This window comes from Bacillus sp. FSL K6-2431 (assembly GCF_038005165.1).
Lineage (GTDB): Bacteria > Bacillota > Bacilli > Bacillales > Bacillaceae > Bacillus > Bacillus pumilus.
In genome coordinates this window covers 1101335-1120983 of the sequence record NZ_JBBOSQ010000001.1, presented here as the reverse complement: position 1 = coordinate 1120983, position 19649 = coordinate 1101335, and the positions used below count along the sequence as shown (strand labels likewise).

Genomic DNA, 19649 nt, shown 5'->3' with positions numbered 1-19649 from the left:
AACGGTTGGAGAACTGGAGAGACCGCAGGCACCGAAGTGTAGAAATACGCTTTGGGTGTTTGCGGTCTCTTTTTCTTTACCGTACAACATGGGAGGAACAAGAGATGACTTTTTCTAGCTTAGAAAGAGAACAAATGCTGCAGGAAATGACAAAAAAACCATATGATGTGTTTATCATTGGTGGGGGTATTACAGGCGCGGGTACAGCACTTGATGCGGCTTCACGCGGAATGCGCGTCGGTCTTGCAGAAATGCAGGATTTCGCAGCAGGTACATCTAGCCGCTCAACGAAACTAGTGCACGGTGGACTTCGTTATTTAAAACAATTTGAAGTAAAAATGGTCGCAGAGGTCGGTAAAGAGCGTGCCATTGTATACGAAAACGGTCCTCATGTAACAACACCAGAATGGATGCTTCTTCCGATGCATAAAGGCGGGACATTCGGTAAGTTTTCAACATCCATTGGGCTTAGAGTGTATGACTTTTTAGCTGGCGTCAAGCATAGCGAACGCAGAAGCATGCTGAGCGCGAAGGAAACACTTGCAAAAGAACCGCTTGTGAAAAAGGACGGCTTAAAAGGCGGCGGCTACTATGTTGAATACCGTACGGACGATGCACGCCTCACAATCGAAGTTATGAAAGAGGCTGTGAAATTCGGAGCAGAAGCGGTCAACTATGCGAAAGTAAAAGAATTTATTTATGATAAAGGCAAAGTTGTCGGTGTTGTCATTGAAGATGTCATGACGCAGAAAACATACGATGTATATGCGAAGAAAATCGTCAATGCGACAGGTCCGTGGGTCGATCAACTAAGAGACAAGGATCACTCAAAAGAAGGGAAGCACTTACAGCATACAAAAGGTATTCACTTAGTATTCGACCAATCAGTCTTCCCATTAAAACAAGCGATCTACTTTGACACACCTGATAAACGGATGGTCTTTGCGATTCCAAGAGAAGGCAAAACGTACGTTGGTACAACAGATACAGTGTACAAAAAGCAGCTGGAACATCCGCGTATGACAAAAGCAGATCGTGATTATGTCATCAATGCGATTCAATACATGTTCCCTGATCTCAATATTACAGAAAAAGATGTTGAATCTAACTGGGCTGGTCTTCGTCCACTCATTCATGAAGAGGGCAAAGACCCTTCAGAAATTTCTCGTAAGGATGAAGTATGGACATCATCTTCAGGCTTAATCACCATTGCTGGCGGTAAATTAACAGGCTACCGCAAAATGGCTGAGCATATTGTGAATCTTGTACGTGATGGACTAAAAGAAGAAACAGGCAAAGACTTTGGACCATGTAAAACAAAGCACATGCCAATTTCAGGCGGTCATGTAGGCGGATCTAAAAATATGGCTTCCTTTGTCCAAGCGAAAACAGCAGAAGGTGCATCTGTTGGTTTAACAGAACCGATTGCTCAAAAACTTGCCGAAAAATATGGCTCAAACGTCAGCAGTCTCTTCAAGCGTGTAGAGCAGCTTCAAGGTGAAGCAGACAAACGAAACATTCCAGCGTATGTACTCGCAGAGCTTGTCTATGCAATCGAAGAAGAATTAGCTGTTACTCCTGTCGATTTCTTCTTAAGAAGAACAGGAAGCCTACTATTTAATATCAACTGGGCAAAAAAATATGCACAGCCTGTCGCTGATTATATGGCAGAGCGTTTTGGCTGGGATGAAGCAGTAAAACAGAAGCATCAAACAGAATTAGATCAACTATTCCATGAAGCAGTTGTACCGCTTGATGCTGAATAAAAGAAAAGCCGATTATGCATCGGCTTTTTTATTTGTTCAGCATTTTCTTCATCTCCCAATGATATAGCATGACATAAAGGATGATTCCATATAAAATAGCAGTAGAGGTTATTTTATTGATGATAAGAGCTGGGAGGACGACCATGAGTTGGAAGACGAATTATGAGCGATGGATCAATGAGAAGCACCTGGATACTGAGCTAAGGGAATGGCTGGAGGCACATCAAGATAATCAACAAGCACTTGAAGACTGTTTCTACAAAAACCTTGAGTTCGGTACTGGAGGAATGCGCGGGGAGATTGGTGCTGGTACGAACCGAATAAATGTGTACACGGTTCGTAAAGCATCTGCAGGTCTTGCTGCGTATATTGCGAAACATGGAGAGGATGCAAAAAGAAGAGGCGTCGCCATTGCATATGATTCACGCCATAAATCGCCTGAATTTGCGATGGAAGCAGCCAAAACACTTGCCTCGCAGGGCATCCAAACATACGTGTTTGACGAACTGCGTCCAACACCGGAGCTTTCCTTTGCTGTTCGAGAGCTGAATTCATTTGCTGGGATTGTCGTAACAGCAAGTCATAATCCACCAGAATATAATGGCTATAAAGTATATGGAGAAGACGGCGGACAGCTGCCGCCACTTCAAGCAGATCAAGTCATTCAAGAAGTAGATGCAATAGAAAATGAACTGTCGATTTCAGTTGATTCAGAAGAAACGTTAAAACAACAAGGGCTGATCAACATGATCGGAGCAGAAATCGATCATGCTTATATTGAAAAATTAAAAACCATCAGTGTGCACCCTGAGCTGGCAGATGAGGTCGATGTCAAAGTCGTTTTCACACCGCTTCATGGTACGGCCAACGAGCCTGTCCGAAAAGGGCTTCAAGCTTTAGGCTATCAGCATGTAACCGTTGTACCTGAACAGGAAAGACCAGATCCACAATTTTCAACAGTGTCATCGCCAAATCCAGAGGAGCATGCAGCATTTGAGTATGCGATCAAGCTTGGCGAAAAGCAGAATGCCGATATCCTCATTGCAACAGACCCAGATGCGGATAGGCTAGGTATTGCGGTCAGAGATCAAGATGGAGAGTTTACCGTCTTAACAGGCAACCAAACAGGAGCTCTATTGCTCCATTATTTATTGTCTGAAAAACAAAAGCTTGGTCAGCTGCCGCCTCGTCCCGTTGTGATGAAAACGATTGTCACAAGTGAGCTTGGGCGTGCTGTTGCTTCAGCATTTGGTGCCCATACGATTGACACGCTTACTGGTTTTAAATTTATCGGTGAAAAAATCAAGCAATTCGAAGAGAGCGGAGAATACACGTTTCAATTCGGGTACGAAGAAAGCTATGGCTATTTGATCGGTGACTTTGCTCGAGATAAAGATGCGGTGCAAGCAGCGCTGTTAGCTGTCGAAGTCGCTGCTTTCTATAAAAAACAAGGCAAGTCCTTGTACGATGCGCTAGTTGATATTTTCAAGGAGTTTGGATTTTACCGAGAAGGGTTAAAGTCGTTAACCTTAAAAGGAAAAGAAGGAGCAGAGCAAATTTCAGCGATCCTTCATACCTTTAGAACAAATCCGCCAGCTGCTATCGCGGGTCAGCGCATCACTGTCATCGAGGATTACCAATCAAGTCAAAGATATCTGATTGCCGAAAAGAAAGAAGAAACCATTCACCTTCCAGCATCAAACGTGCTGAAATATTTCCTTGAGGATGGTTCGTGGTTCTGCTTAAGACCTTCCGGAACTGAGCCTAAAGTGAAATTTTATATTGCTGTCAAAGGTACATCGTTAACAGATAGCGAAGAAAAGCTGAAGCATTTGTCAGAAGAAGTGATGAAAGTCGTTTATGAAATTGTGGAAGAAACAGCTAAATAAACAAACAAGGCCATTGTGTGAATACATGATGGCTTTTTCTCCATCAAAAGGATGAGAAAAAATCATCCTTTTAGCGAAAGAACCGGCAGAATGCTCATGATATAATGAGCGTAATGAAAAGAGAAGGCAGCAAATGCCGGGGGTAAACAGTATGGGAGAATATCAAGAGAAGGTTGAAACATTAAAAACGCTAAAAGAAATTGCTGAAAAGCTAAATGAAGGCTTGGAAATAAAAGATACGCTTCATGAAGTGCTCCATATGCTGATGGATGTCACAGGCTTTCATTCCGCATGGATTTATTTTATAGAAAAAGACGGCTCGTACGAACTGATGGCAGAGGTCTCCTTACCAGAAGCGCTGGCAAAGCATCAAAAGCAGCTCATGTGTCAAAACGATTGCTATTGCATCAATCGATACACAAAGGGCTCACTCCAATCAGCCACAAACATTATGAATTGTAAACGCATCGAAACGGCGGTTAAAAAGCAGCTTGGGGACACTGAAGGAATTACACATCATGCGACGGTTCCCCTTAAAGCATGTAAGCGTACGTTCGGGTTATTGAATGTGGCGGCAAAAGGAAAAGTCACATTTACGCAAGAAGAATTGAACTTGCTTGAAAGCATTGCGCTTCAAATTGGTACCGCCATTCAACGGATGAAGCTTGTGCAAAACGAACATCAGCATGCTCTTTTGGAAGAAAGAAACCGGCTTGCACAGGACTTACATGATTCCGTTAACCAAATGCTATTTTCAGTCAGCCTGACTGCTAAAGCCGCCCGTCAAATGACAAACGATCAGAATCTAGGGGAAATGATTGATTTTATTCAGCATTTGTCACAAGATGCACTGGTTGAAATGCGGTCACTCATTTGGCAGCTAAGGCCAAGAGGACTTGAAAAAGGATTCACAACAGGGATTCAAGAGTATGCAAAGCTTTTAGGATTACGCTGTACATTATCGTTATCAGGTTGTATGGAGATGGATCATACTCAGCATGAAACGTTGTTTCGGGTATGCCAGGAAGCGCTGAATAATTGTCAAAAACATGCGGAAGTAGAGGACGTTAAAGTCCAGCTGGAACAATCAAAAGACACGTTTGAGATGAAAATCATCGACCACGGTAAAGGGTTTCAGTATGACGAGCAAATGAGCCTCCCTTCACTTGGTCTGAAAGGGATGTCTGACCGTATCAAAAGAGCTGGTGGAACATTTTGTATAGAGTCTGAGCTCGGTAAAGGGACCACTATTCAAGTGAAGGTGCCATTTTCTCAAGAAAGGAAGGGGTCGTCATGAGAGTTGTCATTGCAGATGATCATCATATTGTGAGAAAAGGGCTTGTGTTTTTCCTGCAGACACAGCCTGACGTCGAAATTGTTGGTGAGGCTTCTAATGGAGAAGAAGCATTAGAAATTGTCAGACAAACGCGACCTGACATCGTTCTCATGGATTTATCGATGCCTGTAATGAATGGCATTGAGGCAACGAAACAAATGACGCTGGAAATGCCTGATACCCGCATTGTGATCCTGACAAGCTATGCGGATAAAGATTATGTTATTCCCGCCATTCAAGCAGGGGCAAAAGCCTATCAGCTCAAGGATGTAGCGCCAGAAAAACTTCTTACGACAATGATTGACGTACAAAAGGGCACCTATCAATTAGATGGTCATATCACCAATTTTCTTGTGCAGCATTTGACTGAGCCAAAAGAGCAAAAATGGGAGTTAATAAAAGAGCTGACCAATAGAGAGCGAGATGTCTTATTCGAAATTGCAAAGGGGAAAAGCAATAAAGAAATTGCCTCATCCTTGTTTATTTCTGAAAAAACTGTCAAAACGCACGTATCTCATGTATTATCAAAACTAGAGCTGGCAGACCGTACCCAAGCGGCTCTATATGCAGTGGATTATCAAAAAAGTCAGCCTAAAGAGCTGCTATAACAGAAGGGAATTTAGTCGTTATGCTAAAACTTTTAAGCGCACATTCAGTTCAATGAATTGAATAAAAAGAGCACGGTTGTTGGTTTATTTGACGTGCCCTTTTGCGTGAAAAGAGAAGCATGTTCAGTCTAATTTCTATGAGTAAAACGATAAAAGACTTGATGAGTATATGCTCATCAAGTCTTTTTTTTATTTTGAAGGAGGTAATAAACCGGCTGACTAAAGGTGAAATGATAAAAGGAGGAAATGAGCATGGAGACATATGAATTAGTGAGTGATTATCGCCATAATGAAAAATTGAAAGAAAGCTTTAATAAGCTAGCGATCAATACATTTGATTTGGATTTTAGTGACTGGTACAAAAGAGGGTATTGGGATAAAAAATATATTCCTTATTCCTTTGTCCATCACGGGAAAGTGATCTCAAACGCTTCCGTTTACCTCATGTCACTGATCATTGATGGAAAAACGTATCGAGCTGTTCAAATTGGCACGGTGATGACGGATCAAGCCTATCGCCATAAAGGATTAGCGACAAAGTTAATGGAGCATATTATGGATACGTACGAACATGATTGTGATTTGATTTTTCTTTTTGCCAATGAAACTGTACTGGATTTTTATCCAAAATTCGGCTTTACACGGTACCACGAAAGTGAGTTTAGTCTAGATATCAGCAAAAGCGCCATTCATATAAAAAAGGACATGCGTCTCAAGCAGCTGACATTGGAACATGACCTGCCATTACTTGAACAGTTCGCAGAAAAACGCCAAACGGGCTCAAAGAAATTAGACGCTAAGCATCATGGCAGCTTATTGATGTTTTATTTTACATTGGTTTGGCCGGATGCCCTTTTCTATATTGAAGCGTTGGATACGATTGTTCTGATGAATGAAGAAAATGAAACCATACATGTCTTTGATATCATTTCTCTCGAGCCACAAAATATAGAGGAAGTTGTTGCACATATTGTGAATGAAACGACGGAAAAAGTGATGTTCTATTTTACACCTGATACGTCAATTGACGGCTTACACTCGGTGAAGGCACCAAATGACGAGGATGCGCTGTTTGTTTATACAAAACAAGATTGGGTAAAAGGCCACTTTATGCTTCCAATCACTGCGCACTGCTAAATGTATGTAAAAAGGCTGATAATCAGCCTTTTTCTTTATGTGTACATCGGTTGTGAATAAACTTCAGAAGCAGCGGCCTCTGAAGCATGGTCAATGTACTGCAGGAGCCCATATAAACATTTTTCAACATCAGCATCGTTCCGGTTAAATTGATACGCGTGTAAGAAATGCTCAATACGTTTCGAGAGCAAGTCATCTTGCGTACGTACCATAAGAATAAGTAAATTATCCCATTGCGAGCGATGCGTATAATAAAGTGCTTTATCATAATCCGCCACATTCATCAAACCTTCTCCTTTCCCTTGAGAAGTCCTCATTAGTTTGCTCGGAACATATCGACATTTTCAGGGGAAAAGTTGGTGTCCGCATCAATCGTGTACCGGGAATTATAGGCTGAATAAATGCTTCATGTATGAAAATGGATCGATCAGCACAACATAAACAAAATATACATGAAAGTGAGATCAATGATATCATGCAGCCGAAATGGTGGGTGCCTTTTGCAGCGGGAATGGTTTTGTTTGGCAGTTTCATGATCCATCCTGCAACAAATGCAGCGACGCAGCCTGTTGAAAATTGGGAAAGACTTGCGTACACAGCGTTGCAAGAGGAATATGAAGGCGCCGTTTTAAACGATTATCAATATATCGGGCGTACACAAGTAAATGAAGATCAGACAAAGGATGTTTTTCGCGTCACCGTGAAGGAAGGCTCAACGCTTTTTGCTGCGCATGCAGAAATCTATTTTCACCCGGTGACCGGTCATTTGATTAGTATTAACGTATTCCGGTTATAAAAAAAGCACCTCTTTATTAGAGGTGCCCAGCGTGTAGACAAACCCTCGCATTCTTTGTCAGGTCTGCGCTTCGGTGCTCACGAATGTCAAATTCGCTCCGCTCCGGTGCTCGCCCTTCCTAGACTGCAAAGGTTTTCTATCACGCTGAAAAGAAGACAAAGGGCTAAAATAAAAATCATTTTAGCCCTTTGTCTACAATCTGAGCACCTCTTTATTAGAGGTGCCCTTTCCGGATCAATTATTTCATGCTTCCTTGAAGGTATGAGCGGATATCCACGCCAAGTGAATCGGCTAATCGTTGTCCGTAATCTTCATCTGCACGATAGAAGTTGCAGATCGCAAGTAATTTTGTTTTGTCATTTACGTCTTTCAGGTCAGCTGTTAGGTTTTTGATCAATGCTTGTTTCTCTTCTTCTGAGTAGCTTCGATATTTTTCCCCAGCTTGTTTGAAATCGTTTGGTTTTTCAATTTTTTGTCTCACCATACGATCACCGTGAAGAACTTGTTCACTTTCTTTGTAGTGAGGATTTTCTTTTGGCTGATCATCGTAACGGTTTGGTTCATAGTTAATATGACCGCTTGGACGAGTCGTTGTCATAAAGCCATCCTGCTGATTATTGTGTACAGGTGCATAAGGACAGTTCACCGGAATGCGCATATAGTTGGCACCAAGACGATGACGCTGCGTATCTGGATAAGAGAACAGACGACCTTGAAGCAATTTATCTTCAGATGCTTCAATTCCTGGAACAAGTGCACTTGGTGTGAAAGCAGCTTGCTCTGTTTCAGCAAAGAAGTTCTCAGGATTGCGGTTCAGTGTCATGCGTCCTACTTTTTGAAGCGGGTAATCTTCTTCGCTCCATGTCTTTGTTGGATCACATGGATCATAATCAAGATCATCATAATCGCTAAGCGGCATCAACTGGACATATAAATCCCATGCTGGATAGTTGCCATTTTCAATGCGGTCATATAAATCTCTTGTCGCATGCTGGAAATCATTCGCTTGGGTTTCTGCTGCTTCTTCCATAGATAAATTACGAATACCTTCTGAAGGTCTCCAGTGATATTTCACATATTTTGTTTCACCATATTTGTTGACCCATCTAAATGTATGCACACCAGAACCGCGCATTTCAGCGTAGCTCGCAGGGATTCCTTCATCAGAGAAGAGCCATGTGAGCATATGAGTGGATTCAGGAGTTAAGGTCATAAAATCCCAATAACGGTCAGGATCTTGGATATTGGTTACAGGATCTGGCTTGAGAGAGTGAACCATATCAGGGAATTTCAATGCATCACGTATAAAGAAGATCGGCAAGTTGTTACCAACTAGATCATAGTTGCCTTCTTCTGTGTAAAATTTGACAGCAAAGCCGCGCGGATCACGCAATGTTTCAGGTGAACCTTTAGGATGAATAACTGTTGAGAAGCGAACAAAAACATCTGTCTGTTTTCCTTCTTCACTTAAGAAGGCTGCTTTTGTATGTTTCTCCATACTATTTTCAACTTCAAACACACCATAAGCGCCGGCGCCTCTCGCATGAACAACACGCTCTGGAATACGTTCACGATCGAAGTGTGCAAGTTTTTCAATCAAATGGTAATCATCAAGAAATGTAGGTCCGCGGTGACCAGCTGTTCTTGAGTTTTGGTTATCGCCAACAGGTACGCCTTGGTTCGTTGTCAAATTTTTATGATTTGAATTTGTCATTCTTTTCTCCTCCTGTAAACAAAAAAATGGTTTCTAGCAATCTATATACCCTAATTATATTGAATCAAACATGATAGTCAATATCTATTTATAATAATTTTAAATTAATTATTATTACAAGAAGGTAAAGAAAAAGACGAAAGAATAGAATTCTTTCGCCTAAAGGAGGAGCTCTCTAAGAGCATCTTTGTTTTGAGTTAAGTCTTTTAATGTGTATTGGTCAAGAACGCGCAAGTAAGCAGTAAGTGCTTCATGAAGTACATGCTTTAATGAACAAATCGGGGAAATGATACAGCTGTTTTTCCTTGGATCAAAGCATTCAACCATGACTAAATCATCCTCTGTATAACGGACAACCTCTCCAATGTTAATGCTTTCTGGGCTTTTCCCAAGCCTAATTCCGCCATTTCTTCCACGGATCGTTTCAACATAGCCGCGTTTTCCAAGATGATAAATCACCTTTGTCAGATGATTTTTAGAGATGCCATAAACATCGGCGATCTGCTGAATATTTGACAGTTCATTGTTCTCTCTTGATGCTAAATAAATGAGTACTCTTAATGAGAAATCTGTATAATTCGTTAGTTTCATTTTGACGACCTCTAAACCTGATAGAGTTTTGTATCATCGTAACACATTTTAGACAAAAACTGTTCGAGAAAGTGTTAAATGTGTCAACATTTAAAACATGTATTATAAATATTGCTTTTATAAGCTGTCATCCGCTACGATAAAGATGTATTTAAAATACATCTTTTGAAAGAAGGAATGACGATGTTATCTATAGATCAAATGAATGCTATTAAACAATCAGCCCCTCTATTAAAAGGCGAGGGAACCAACCTTGTGACTGTTTTTTATCAAAATATGATTCGTCAGCATCCAGAGCTACTCAATCAATTTAATCAAACAAACCTCATGAACGGAAGTCAGCCAGAGGCGCTTGCTGCGACACTATACCAAGCTGCACTGCACATCGATCGATTAGAAGAATTACTTCCTGCGGTCAAACAGATTGCCCATAAGCATGTCAGTGTGATGGTCAAAAAAGAGCAATATCCAATCGTCGGATATTACCTAATTGAAGCGATGAAAGAAGTGTTTGGTTTAACGGAAAAAGATGACACGCTTTTAGCTTGGAAGGCCGCATATGACATCATTGCAAATATTTTTATCACGATTGAAGGAGAAATGATGGAGGTGAATGTAAAGCAACCAGGTGGATGGGCAGATGTGAAGCCGTTTGTGATAAAGAAAAAGGTACAGGAATCTCCAGCGCTGATCTCCTTTTACTTAGTACCAGAAGATGAATCAGAGCTGCCAATGTTTGAAGCAGGTCAATATATTACGGTTCAGGCAGATATGCCAGGTGAGGCTTATATGTGTAGCAGACAATACAGCTTATCAGATCACCATCATCCATCTTATTACCGCATCACAGTGAAGCGCGATGGTCATGTGTCTACATTTTTGCATGATGAAATGGAAGAAGGAGACGTTCTTCAAGTGAGTATGCCGCAGGGAATGTTCTGCTTGCAAGAAGCCACAAAAGAGCCTGTTTATTTCATTAGTGCTGGTTCTGGAGTCACGCCAATGATCGGTTTATTGAAAACAGCAGCGCAAAACAGCCATCCATTTACAATGATTCATGCAGATCGATTAGAGGATGTCACCGCTTTTGAAAATGAATTTGAAAGCGTTCTAGCATCAGCTCCGCATGGCCGCATCATGTTATGTAATGAACAATTTGCGAAGTCTGGTAAGGGTGAGCTTGTTGAAAAGGCAGCTTCCCGCATTGACCGTCTATTTCTTCAATCAGTGGTTGGAGAAGGGAAAGGCCAATTTTATCTATGCGGATCCCCGGTGTTTACACAGGAGATGATTTATATACTAAAAGAGCTGGGAATTCCAGAACAGAATATACATTTCGAGTCATTCGGCGGGCAATCCACAAAAGAAATGGAAGTCGTCTAAACGAATGGCGGAACATCATGTTTTTTTAGATACGCTCATATAGTAGGGATAAGTCCGATGAGGAGGGATGGTTTCCTTGAGCGTATCAGAAAAACGTCTTTTACAAAGAGCCATTGATGAAATTACAGAAATTGCAGAAGGATTTGGTCTAGATTTTTATCCGATGAGGTATGAAATCTGTCCCGCGGAAATAATTTATACGTTCGGTGCATACGGAATGCCAACACGATTCAGCCACTGGAGCTTCGGGAAACAATTTCATAAAATGAAGCTTCATTATGATTTAGGATTAAGCAAAATTTATGAGCTGGTCATCAATTCAAATCCTTGCTACGCCTTTCTACTTGATAACAACACGCTTGTTCAGAATAAATTAATTGTGGCTCATGTACTGGCACACTGTGATTTCTTCAAAAATAATTGCCGTTTCCAAAACACAAAACGAGACATGGTAGAAAGCATGTCAGCTGCGGCAGAGCGGATCAAAGAATATGAGCATCTTCATGGAACAAAAGAAGTTGAATCCTTTTTAGACGCCGTATTGGCTCTTCAGGAGCATATTGATCCGTCTCTTGTTCGTTCAAAACTAAGCTGGAATATCGGCGATGAAGAAGAATATGAAGATGACCAACCAAAGCGTCAGACGCCGTATGATGATTTGTGGGGAATGGATGAGCCGAAAATACGTGAGAAAAAGAAAATCGCCAAGCCATTTCCGCCAAAGCCGGAAAAAGATATTTTACTCTTTATTGAGGCGCACTCCCGGGAGTTAGAGCCGTGGCAGCGCGACGTTCTCACGATGCTGAGGGAGGAAATGCTCTATTTTTGGCCTCAGCTAGAAACAAAGATTATGAATGAAGGCTGGGCATCGTATTGGCATCAGCGGATAATGCGAGAGCTTGATTTGGATTCAAATGAATCGATTGAGTTTGCCAAATTAAATGCTGGCGTGGTGCAACCGTCAAAAACAGGCATCAATCCTTACTATTTAGGTTTGAAGATTTTTGAAGATATCGAAGAGCGCTATGACAACCCATGTGAAGAATTAAAAAAAGCAGGGGTGACAGAAGGATCGGGCCGCAGCAAAATGTTTGAAGTAAGGGAGATTGAATCAGATATTTCCTTCATTCGAAATTACTTAACAAAAGACCTTGTGATGAGAGAAGATTTGTACTTGTTTCAAAAACAAGGGAGAGATTATAAAGTCATCGATAAAGAATGGAAGGCTGTTCGTGATCAGCTAGTCAGCATGAGGGTCAATGGCGGCTTTCCTTATTTGACCGTGATGGATGGCGACTATTTAAAAAACAATGAACTCTATATTAAACATTGGTATGAGGGCATTGAACTAGATCTGAAATACTTAGAAAAAGTACTCCCATATTTGCATCAGCTATGGGGAAGAAGTGTGCATATCGAATCCATTCTTGAAGGAAAAGAAGTCATGTTTTCGTATGATGGAAAAGGAGTTCATAGAAAATATCTCGCATAAAAAAACAAAAAAAGATGTCTCTTAGTAGACATCTTTTTTGTCAGTTTTATTGGTTTTTCAGCAGCTTGAAAATGTGTTTTGCTTGATCGGTGTTTTCCATCAGACCTTTTAGCTTTTGGCTTGTTGGGCCATACGCAAAGAATGGCACTTCATCGCCCGTATGACCTGATGTGGTCCAGCCTGTATGTGATCTCACGTTCATCACTTCTTCAATCGCATCATCAATTTTAACAGTATCCTTTGTTTCAGCGGCCTTTTGAATAGAGGCCATTTCTTCTGTTGTGAAATCAAGATCGATATATTGTTTCAGCGCTGATTCAACAGGCATGCCACTGACGATTTTGTTTGCGATAAAATCTGGGGTCTTTTTCGCTGCTTTTACCGGTTTGTAATCCCAGCTACCTGAGCCGTCTGCCCCAAAGGAAAGTCCGCCAGTTGAATGATCGGCAGTGGTGATGACTAACGTATTTTTATCCTTTTTTGCAAAACGAATCGCTTCTTCAAATGCTTTTTCAAAATCCTTCATTTCACTCATGGCACTCACAATATCATGATCATGTCCTGCCCAGTCAATTTGACTGCCTTCGACCATAAGGAAAAATCCATTTTTGTTTTTAGACAGCTGTTTAATGGCTGAGGATGTCATGTCTTGCAGGGAAGGGGTCTTTTTATCACGATCAATCGCTTTATCAAGACCGCCATCAGCAAAAATGCCTAACACCTTTTGGTTTTTGTTTTTTTGTAAGGCATCTTTATTGGTGACATAATCATATCCGGCTTGCTTAAATTCCTTCGTTAAATCACGATCCTTTCGGACAAAATCGACGAGACCTCCGCCAAGCATGACATCGACTGTATGCTGTTTACCGATTTTTTCATCGAAGAAATCATCAGCGATGGCTGCTGTGTTTTTTCTCGATACATCGTGAGCCGCATACGCAGCAGGGGTGGCATTTGTTAATTCAGAGGTCACGACAAGACCCGTCGATTTTCCTTTGCGTTTGGCTTCTTCTAAAACGGTTTTTAATTTTTTGCCGTTTTTGTTTACACTGATCGCATTGTTGTAAGTCTTTTTACCAGTTGCCATAGCTGTACCAGCTGCGGCAGAATCAGTGATATTGCTTTTCGAGTCGTTAGGGTATGTTTTATGCATGCCAGTAAGGTAAGGGTCAAACGCTGTTTGCTTTGAAAGGTCTCCGTTGTGCTTAAATGAACGGTAAGTTGAAAGATACGGTGTTCCCATGCCATCCCCGATCAGCACGATCACATTTTGTACGTCATTTTTTGGCTTCTTTTTAGCCTCTGCCTTGTCAGCCTGTCCAAATTCAATTCCTGAAAAAATGCCAATCGATAGCACAGATGCTGCCGCCACTGCAGCGATTTTCGTTTTCGAGCTTTTCAACACACTCATTCATTTTGCCTCCTCAATGTTTATGTATCGCTCTTACGTTTACAATGGTAGAGCAGAATTGTGGATTCCCATTTACAGGATCGTAAAGTTCCCTTTAAAATTGTAAAGGCCCACTTTACATAGAATGAGCCAAAAAGAGAAATGAATGTATCATTTATCCATGACAAGATGCGTTTATTTTGTCATGATTGTGTAATGAAAATGAAATATAAAGAACCCTAAAAAAAAATAAATTTTGCCGAATTAATAAGCATAATGTCGTAGGAAGTCAAGACTATTTCTTCTGGTATTTGATCCTTATAATAGTAAGTAGATAAAAATTCGGATCTCGATAGATACATACAGGAGGAACAAATGAAAAAACAATTGATCACAGCTGCAAGTGCAGTTTTACTTGGGACGACATTATTTGCCGGAGCTGCCTCAGCACAATCAGTAAAAGTTCAAAAAGGTGACTCTCTTTCTGTTCTAGCGAAAAAATATAAGACAAGCGTGAGCAAGATTAAATCAGACAATAAGCTGAAATCTAACACGATTTATGTTGGACAAACGTTAAAAGTAAATGGTACTGCCGCAAAAAAAACAATGAAAACATCCAAAACAACAACAAAAGTAAAAGCGGCGTCAGCCACAGCCACTCATAAAGTTGTGAAAGGTGATACATTATCTAAAATCGGCAAAAAGTACGGCATGACTGTAAAAGAGCTGAAATCGTTAAATAAACTCAAAACAAACCTGATCAAAATTGGGCAAAAGCTAAAGGTCAAAAAGTCGTCTAAAAAAGTGAAGACAACACCTGTTAAAGAAAAAACAGTTTCTGCTTCTTCTTTAAACACGTCTAAGCTTGTATCGGATGCTAAAGCGCACAATGGCACACCATATAGATGGGGTGGAACGACACCAAAGGGTTTTGATTGCAGCGGGTTTATGTGGTATATCATTAACAAACAAAAAAAGATTTCGAGACAAACAACTGAAGGTTTTTGGGGATCAATGAAAAGCGTATCTTCTCCAAAGGTTGGAGATTTTGTGTTCTTTACAACATATAAATCGGGTCCGTCTCACATGGGTGTCTACATTGGGAACAACAAGTTTATTCATGCTGCTTCCGATGGTGTGACGATCAGTGATATGAATTCAAGCTACTGGAAGCCGATTTACCTTGGAGCGAAAACTTTTGTAAACTAATTTATTTTAAAAGACTGCTGATGAAGCAGTCTTTTTGATTTGCGCTGTAGACTTAAGAACATAAATCGATATTCAAAAAAGCCCGTGCGACTTGGCATTAGTCAAGTAACACGGGCTTTTCATTTTGAGAACGGCTTAAAAGCCTAATTGAAGATCGACATCGATCGATACGATGGCATAGACACAAAGAATGACAAAGATATTCAGAACGACACCAAGGAACCCAGGTCCCGTACGGCCTTTTTTAATGAACAGTTCAATAATGCCAAATGGAACTGCGGCCATTGCAAAAGGAAGCATCTGAAAAGAATAAAATGTCACATTACTGATAATGGCGAGGTTCAGCATGAGCAGAGATAATATCGCTGTACCGACAGAAATCCAGCCAAATACATTATGCTCTTTAAAAATTCTTACCAATTCCATAATTCCACCTCGCTCACTTTTGCCGTTTTAATGCGTTTTGTCTTCACGAATTTCTCGATTTCTTTCGAAGGACCTGTGATCACAGAGCCATAAATCGTGACACCATTTTGATTGATATAGCGTATGCGGTTTGACAGATCCAGTTCAGATCTGCCAGAGATCGTTTTTGCCCAGGTTGGGTGCTGATTGACATAAGTAAGGGCATCTTTAAATTGATCTACCTCTGTTTTTGATGTGTGCTGAAGCTCTTTTAAGAATTCAGAGTCTCTCCCAGGAAAGCCAATTGGCCGCTGATTCTCGCTTAATGAATCCTCTGTTTTAATCGCATTCCAGAGCACTTTCATATCATATTTTTTAGCAAAGGAATAAACGTCCTTTGGTGTATACGCTTTGTCATAGGAGACATACACTTCACTGACTGTTCCTTCAGGAAGCTTGTCTAAAGTAGTGAGTGTTTGTTTTTTTGATGCATCTGCCTGAGTAGAAGGATGGGTAAAGAAATCCTCCGTATCGCGTGCGCTGTCACCATAATATGAGATGGTAGGCTGCTTTAATTTATCGAAAAACATCTCGATTTGCTCACTGCCAATGGCTTCTGTTTTATTGCCAATTTGTTTTTGCAGCTTCAATTCGGTGTTCATTCCAAAAAGCTTGACTTGGCCTTTTAAATCCTTCATATCAATCGCCACGTTTGGTTTCGTCAAAGCGACTGTTACAGCGGCTGTTTCCATGAAGTGATTCCCTTTGCTCTCTGCTCCGCCAACGCCGTAGTATAGATAACTTCCTAATGTACAAAGCGGTAAAATAATAAGTGTAGAGATGACAGCAAGTACAGAAATACGTAAATAAGACTTTCTTTTTCCGTATTGCAAGATGGCTTTTTGCTTTTCAGGACTGATGGAAAAATCGGTCCAATCCGAGTCGTTCAGTTCCTGACTTAAGCGTTTTTCGTTTTCTTCAAGCTCTTCTTCAAACGCTATCATTTCTTCCTCGTTCATCTCACCATTATTATATTGTTCCCATCGCTTGTTAAACTCTTCATTCATCATTAACACCTCTGTTGTAAAGTGCTTTTAGGCGCTGCCTTGCACGAAATAAAACACTTTTAAAATTTGCTTCAGTAATATTCATGACCTTGGATGCTTCCTTGTAATTCAGTTCTTTTAAATAATACAATGTCAACGCTTCCTTGTAGTTATCTGGAAGCTGTTCCAAATACATGTTGAGGACTTCTTTTATTTCAACCTGTTCAGCAGGGCTTTGTACAGACGTTTGTAAAAGGCCGCCAATAAGATCATCCGATATGGTCACTTCTTTTTTATGTTTCCTGACATAATCAATAAAAGCATTTCGTGCCACCTGAAATAACCAAGGTTTCACTTTGCTATGGTCGTAGGAATGAATATGTATATAAGCACGCATAAAGGTTTCCTGCAATAAGTCTTCTGCCAAATGTTTGTCTTTTGTCATGGAGAGCAGAAACCTGTAAACATCGTTCATATACATTTGATAAATTTCATCGATCGTCACTGATTTTTCTCCCCTCTATGTTATACACGCATAAGAAAGGCATAAAGTTGCACGAAACTTCTCAATACCGTACAATACTCATTTCTTTCGCCGAATCAAAATCATTTCTCCTTATCATAGCGAAATTTGCGTCATTTATAAAGCATTTTCAATAGAACAAATCAGGAAAAAACCTTAAAAAACGACAAAATTGGACACAATTTCTCTTCTATTCTCTCCTAAAACCATAGACCTGAATACAGAAAGAACGATGATTTAGAAAGAAAAATGATGTGATGGTTTGGCTGTTTCATGAAAATTTTAGTACCAGGTAATAAAAAATTTGTTATAATAGAAACAAATCCTTCATTCTTCAAACAAAGGAAGTGCACTATGTATAAATTTTCAGGCTATACCATTAAAGTAGTATTTACTCTCCGAGGCGGAATCAAAGTATATCAAAAAGAGAATCTGCCAACGGATCGGGGATTTGTCATTGCATGTACACATGAGGGTTTTGTGGATGTTCTTGCATTAGGCGCAGGAATTCTTCCGTTTGAGATCCACTACATGGCGAAAAAAGAATTGTTTGCAAACAAATGGATCGGTGGATTTTTAAAGAAGATTCATGCCTTTCCAGTTGATCGAGAGAATCCTGGGCCAAGCAGTATTAAAACGCCCATTAAATTATTAAAAGAGGGAAAGATCGTCGGGATTTTTCCAAGCGGAACACGTACAACAGAGGATGTACCTTTAAAAAGAGGTGCGGTTACTATTGCACAGCTCGGTAAAGCGCCAATCGTTCCAGCAGCGTACAAAGGACCGTCCAATGCGAAAAGTCTTTTCAAAAAGGGGAAAATGCGCTTAATTATTGGTGAACCGATTGAGCAGTCAGAATTTGAGCATCTGCCGCCAAAAGAACGATTAGGTGCCATGACGGAAGTATTAAACACGAGAATTAAAGAACTTGAAGCTCAATTAATGGAAAAGGCATAAGAAAAACGACCGCTTGCTTTGGCAAGGGTCGTTTTTTTCTTAAGAAGCGCCTTCTTCAGCGGCTTCTGCTAATTGTTCATTTAACTTTTTGACCTCGATATATACCACATGGTGTCCATCGACTTCATTAATGATAAATTCATAGCCTTGCTCACGAATGGTGTCATTTTTCTCAACTTCATATTTCTGAGTAAGGAACCAGCCGCCGATCGTATCGACTTCTTCGTTATCAAGCTGCGTACCTAAGAGCAGGTTGACTTGGTCCACTAGAACCTTTCCATCAAAGATGTAATGGTCTTCTCCAAGTTTACGCACTTCGTTGATTTCATCCATATCGAATTCATCACGAATTTCACCGACGATTTCTTCAAGGATGTCTTCTACAGTCACAAGACCAGCTGTACCGCCGTATTCATCTGATAAAATCGCCATGTGTACACGTTCACGCTGCATTTTGAGCAATAAATCATGTACAGGAACGGTTTCAATCACATGAATAATTGGATTGACAAACTTTTCGATCGTATCACTTGTAGAACACTCACCGCTAATGCATGCAGTAAGAACCTCTTTAATGTTCAGAACACCAATCATATTATCTTTATCGCCATCTTCAATTGGATAACGTGTATATTTCTCTACCTTGGTCACCTTCAGCATTTCCTCAATGGTAATATCATGAGGGAAGCTGACAACTTCGGTACGAGGAATCATAATTTCTTTCGCCAGACGGTCATCAAATTCAAAAATTTTATTTACATATTTGAATTCAGACTGGTTAATTTCGCCGCTTTTATAGCTCTCTGATAAAATAATCCGCAATTCTTCTTCAGAGTGCGCCATGTCATGCTCAGAAACTTGCTGAAGACCGAACGCTTTTGTTAACAAACGAGCAGATCCATTTAATACCCAGATAAATGGGAACATCACTTTGTAAAAAATCATGAGCGGTCTAGCAAAAAGAAGAGATACTTGCTCCGCCTTTTGAATGGCGAGTGTTTTTGGTGCAAGTTCTCCAACCACAACGTGTAAAAACGTCATAATACTAAACGCAATAATAAAAGTGACAATAGAACTAGCTGATTGAGGAATGGACAGCTCTACAAATAGTGGAGCAAGCATGTGCGCAATTGTTTCTTCCCCTAACCAACCAATACCAAGGGCGGTAATGGTAATACCGAGCTGACAGGCCGACAGATACTCATCAAGGTGAGTCGTGACATGCTTGACAGCAACTGCTGTTTTATTACCTTCTGCGATTAACTGATCAATTCTTGAGCTTCTTAAGCGAATGATCGCAAACTCTGATGCAACGAAAAATGCGGTTAAAGCTATAAGCAAAGCAACTATAAGTAAATTAACTATGTCCAATTAAGGCCTTCGTTCTGACTTTGAGAACGAAGGTAA

At 40.5% G+C, this 19649-nt stretch carries 18 protein-coding genes; 10 read left to right on the top strand and 8 right to left on the bottom strand.

The genetic code is table 11. From position 1 onward, the window contains the following. Positions 1 to 104 precede the first annotated feature (104 nt). The 5 genes from glpD (at position 105) to MHH40_RS05705 (ending at position 6736) form a co-directional block, all read left to right on the top strand. Positions 105 to 1766, top strand: coding sequence for a glycerol-3-phosphate dehydrogenase (glpD, locus tag MHH40_RS05725; protein WP_113386892.1), 1662 nt, complete (start codon positions 105 to 107; stop codon positions 1764 to 1766). 143 nt (positions 1767 to 1909) lie between these two features. Next, on the top strand, positions 1910 to 3655 hold the full coding sequence (locus MHH40_RS05720; RefSeq protein WP_340900750.1) for a phospho-sugar mutase: 1746 nt from the start codon (positions 1910 to 1912) through the stop codon (positions 3653 to 3655). 151 nt (positions 3656 to 3806) lie between these two features. Then, positions 3807 to 4952, top strand: coding sequence for a GAF domain-containing sensor histidine kinase (locus tag MHH40_RS05715; protein ID WP_050945426.1), 1146 nt, complete (start codon positions 3807 to 3809; stop codon positions 4950 to 4952). Further along, complete coding sequence (locus tag MHH40_RS05710) at positions 4949 to 5599, top strand: response regulator transcription factor (RefSeq protein ID WP_321999229.1); 651 nt, start codon at positions 4949 to 4951, stop codon at positions 5597 to 5599. The genes MHH40_RS05715 and MHH40_RS05710 overlap by 4 nt, the downstream gene beginning before the upstream one ends. A gap of 252 nt (positions 5600 to 5851) precedes the next feature. Further along, positions 5852 to 6736, top strand: coding sequence for a GNAT family N-acetyltransferase (locus MHH40_RS05705; RefSeq protein WP_050945425.1), 885 nt, complete (start codon positions 5852 to 5854; stop codon positions 6734 to 6736). 35 nt (positions 6737 to 6771) lie between these two features. On the opposite strand, the gene MHH40_RS05700 is transcribed toward MHH40_RS05705, so the two are convergent. Next, on the bottom strand, positions 6772 to 7020 hold the full coding sequence (locus MHH40_RS05700; protein ID WP_024426598.1) for a YhdB family protein: 249 nt from the start codon (positions 7018 to 7020) through the stop codon (positions 6772 to 6774). Between the two features lie 128 nt (positions 7021 to 7148). Here MHH40_RS05700 and MHH40_RS05695 point away from each other — a divergent pair, with 128 nt between their 5' ends. Next, positions 7149 to 7532 (top strand): YqzG/YhdC family protein, encoded by a 384-nt coding sequence (locus MHH40_RS05695; RefSeq protein WP_137054851.1) that lies wholly within the window; start codon positions 7149 to 7151, stop codon positions 7530 to 7532. A 238-nt stretch (positions 7533 to 7770) separates the two neighbouring features. On the opposite strand, the gene MHH40_RS05690 is transcribed toward MHH40_RS05695, so the two are convergent. Next, a complete protein-coding gene (locus MHH40_RS05690) occupies positions 7771 to 9246 on the bottom strand; it encodes a catalase (RefSeq protein WP_050945423.1) in 1476 nt (491 codons plus the stop codon). 159 nt (positions 9247 to 9405) lie between these two features. Further along, the gene (locus tag MHH40_RS05685) at positions 9406 to 9837 is read right to left on the bottom strand and encodes an Rrf2 family transcriptional regulator (protein WP_050945422.1); all 432 of its coding nucleotides are present in this window, start codon (positions 9835 to 9837) and stop codon (positions 9406 to 9408) included. Positions 9838 to 10020: 183 nt separating this feature from the next. Here MHH40_RS05685 and MHH40_RS05680 point away from each other — a divergent pair, with 183 nt between their 5' ends. Beyond that, a complete protein-coding gene (locus MHH40_RS05680; RefSeq protein ID WP_050945421.1) occupies positions 10021 to 11220 on the top strand; it encodes a globin domain-containing protein in 1200 nt (399 codons plus the stop codon). Between the two features lie 67 nt (positions 11221 to 11287). After that, positions 11288 to 12712 (top strand): SpoVR family protein, encoded by a 1425-nt coding sequence (locus MHH40_RS05675; RefSeq protein WP_373466169.1) that lies wholly within the window; start codon positions 11288 to 11290, stop codon positions 12710 to 12712. A gap of 46 nt (positions 12713 to 12758) precedes the next feature. Here MHH40_RS05675 and MHH40_RS05670 read toward each other — a convergent pair whose 3' ends face one another. Beyond that, a complete protein-coding gene (locus MHH40_RS05670; protein WP_340900748.1) occupies positions 12759 to 14123 on the bottom strand; it encodes an alkaline phosphatase in 1365 nt (454 codons plus the stop codon). 354 nt (positions 14124 to 14477) lie between these two features. On the opposite strand from MHH40_RS05670, the gene MHH40_RS05665 reads away from it, so the two are divergent. After that, a complete protein-coding gene (locus MHH40_RS05665) occupies positions 14478 to 15311 on the top strand; it encodes a C40 family peptidase (protein ID WP_212046120.1) in 834 nt (277 codons plus the stop codon). Between the two features lie 135 nt (positions 15312 to 15446). Here MHH40_RS05665 and MHH40_RS05660 read toward each other — a convergent pair whose 3' ends face one another. The 3 genes from MHH40_RS05660 to MHH40_RS05650 are packed head-to-tail and all read right to left on the bottom strand — an operon-like array spanning position 15447 to position 17267. Continuing rightward, complete coding sequence (locus MHH40_RS05660; protein WP_003212420.1) at positions 15447 to 15737, bottom strand: hypothetical protein; 291 nt, start codon at positions 15735 to 15737, stop codon at positions 15447 to 15449. Beyond that, positions 15725 to 16783: an anti-sigma factor gene (locus MHH40_RS05655; protein WP_003212471.1), complete on the bottom strand. Its 1059-nt coding sequence runs from the start codon at positions 16781 to 16783 to the stop codon at positions 15725 to 15727. The genes MHH40_RS05660 and MHH40_RS05655 overlap by 13 nt, the downstream gene beginning before the upstream one ends. Next, a complete protein-coding gene (locus MHH40_RS05650; RefSeq protein WP_003211938.1) occupies positions 16776 to 17267 on the bottom strand; it encodes a sigma-70 family RNA polymerase sigma factor in 492 nt (163 codons plus the stop codon). Before MHH40_RS05650 ends, MHH40_RS05655 begins: the two co-directional genes overlap by 8 nt. A 372-nt stretch (positions 17268 to 17639) precedes the next feature. On the opposite strand from MHH40_RS05650, the gene MHH40_RS05645 reads away from it, so the two are divergent. Next, on the top strand, positions 17640 to 18242 hold the full coding sequence (locus MHH40_RS05645) for a lysophospholipid acyltransferase family protein (protein WP_003212102.1): 603 nt from the start codon (positions 17640 to 17642) through the stop codon (positions 18240 to 18242). A gap of 39 nt (positions 18243 to 18281) precedes the next feature. Here the strand turns inward: MHH40_RS05645 and MHH40_RS05640 are convergent, their stop codons facing one another. After that, the gene (locus MHH40_RS05640) at positions 18282 to 19613 is read right to left on the bottom strand and encodes a hemolysin family protein (protein WP_034620023.1); all 1332 of its coding nucleotides are present in this window, start codon (positions 19611 to 19613) and stop codon (positions 18282 to 18284) included. Positions 19614 to 19649 lie beyond the last annotated feature (36 nt).

Coding starts and splice junctions, on each gene's coding strand:
- glpD (WP_113386892.1), top strand. CDS start 105: ATGACTTTTTCTAGCTTAGAAAGAGAACAAATGCTGCAGGAAATGACA.
- MHH40_RS05660 (WP_003212420.1), bottom strand. CDS start 15,737: ATGGAATTGGTAAGAATTTTTAAAGAGCATAATGTATTTGGCTGGATT.
- MHH40_RS05715 (WP_050945426.1), top strand. CDS start 3,807: ATGGGAGAATATCAAGAGAAGGTTGAAACATTAAAAACGCTAAAAGAA.
- MHH40_RS05700 (WP_024426598.1), bottom strand. CDS start 7,020: ATGAATGTGGCGGATTATGATAAAGCACTTTATTATACGCATCGCTCG.
- MHH40_RS05685 (WP_050945422.1), bottom strand. CDS start 9,837: ATGAAACTAACGAATTATACAGATTTCTCATTAAGAGTACTCATTTAT.
- MHH40_RS05705 (WP_050945425.1), top strand. CDS start 5,852: ATGGAGACATATGAATTAGTGAGTGATTATCGCCATAATGAAAAATTG.
- MHH40_RS05655 (WP_003212471.1), bottom strand. CDS start 16,783: ATGAATGAAGAGTTTAACAAGCGATGGGAACAATATAATAATGGTGAG.
- MHH40_RS05665 (WP_212046120.1), top strand. CDS start 14,478: ATGAAAAAACAATTGATCACAGCTGCAAGTGCAGTTTTACTTGGGACG.
- MHH40_RS05645 (WP_003212102.1), top strand. CDS start 17,640: ATGTATAAATTTTCAGGCTATACCATTAAAGTAGTATTTACTCTCCGA.
- MHH40_RS05710 (WP_321999229.1), top strand. CDS start 4,949: ATGAGAGTTGTCATTGCAGATGATCATCATATTGTGAGAAAAGGGCTT.
- MHH40_RS05690 (WP_050945423.1), bottom strand. CDS start 9,246: ATGACAAATTCAAATCATAAAAATTTGACAACGAACCAAGGCGTACCT.
- MHH40_RS05720 (WP_340900750.1), top strand. CDS start 1,910: ATGAGTTGGAAGACGAATTATGAGCGATGGATCAATGAGAAGCACCTG.
- MHH40_RS05670 (WP_340900748.1), bottom strand. CDS start 14,123: ATGAGTGTGTTGAAAAGCTCGAAAACGAAAATCGCTGCAGTGGCGGCA.
- MHH40_RS05675 (WP_373466169.1), top strand. CDS start 11,288: ATGGTTTCCTTGAGCGTATCAGAAAAACGTCTTTTACAAAGAGCCATT.
- MHH40_RS05680 (WP_050945421.1), top strand. CDS start 10,021: ATGTTATCTATAGATCAAATGAATGCTATTAAACAATCAGCCCCTCTA.
- MHH40_RS05695 (WP_137054851.1), top strand. CDS start 7,149: ATGAAAATGGATCGATCAGCACAACATAAACAAAATATACATGAAAGT.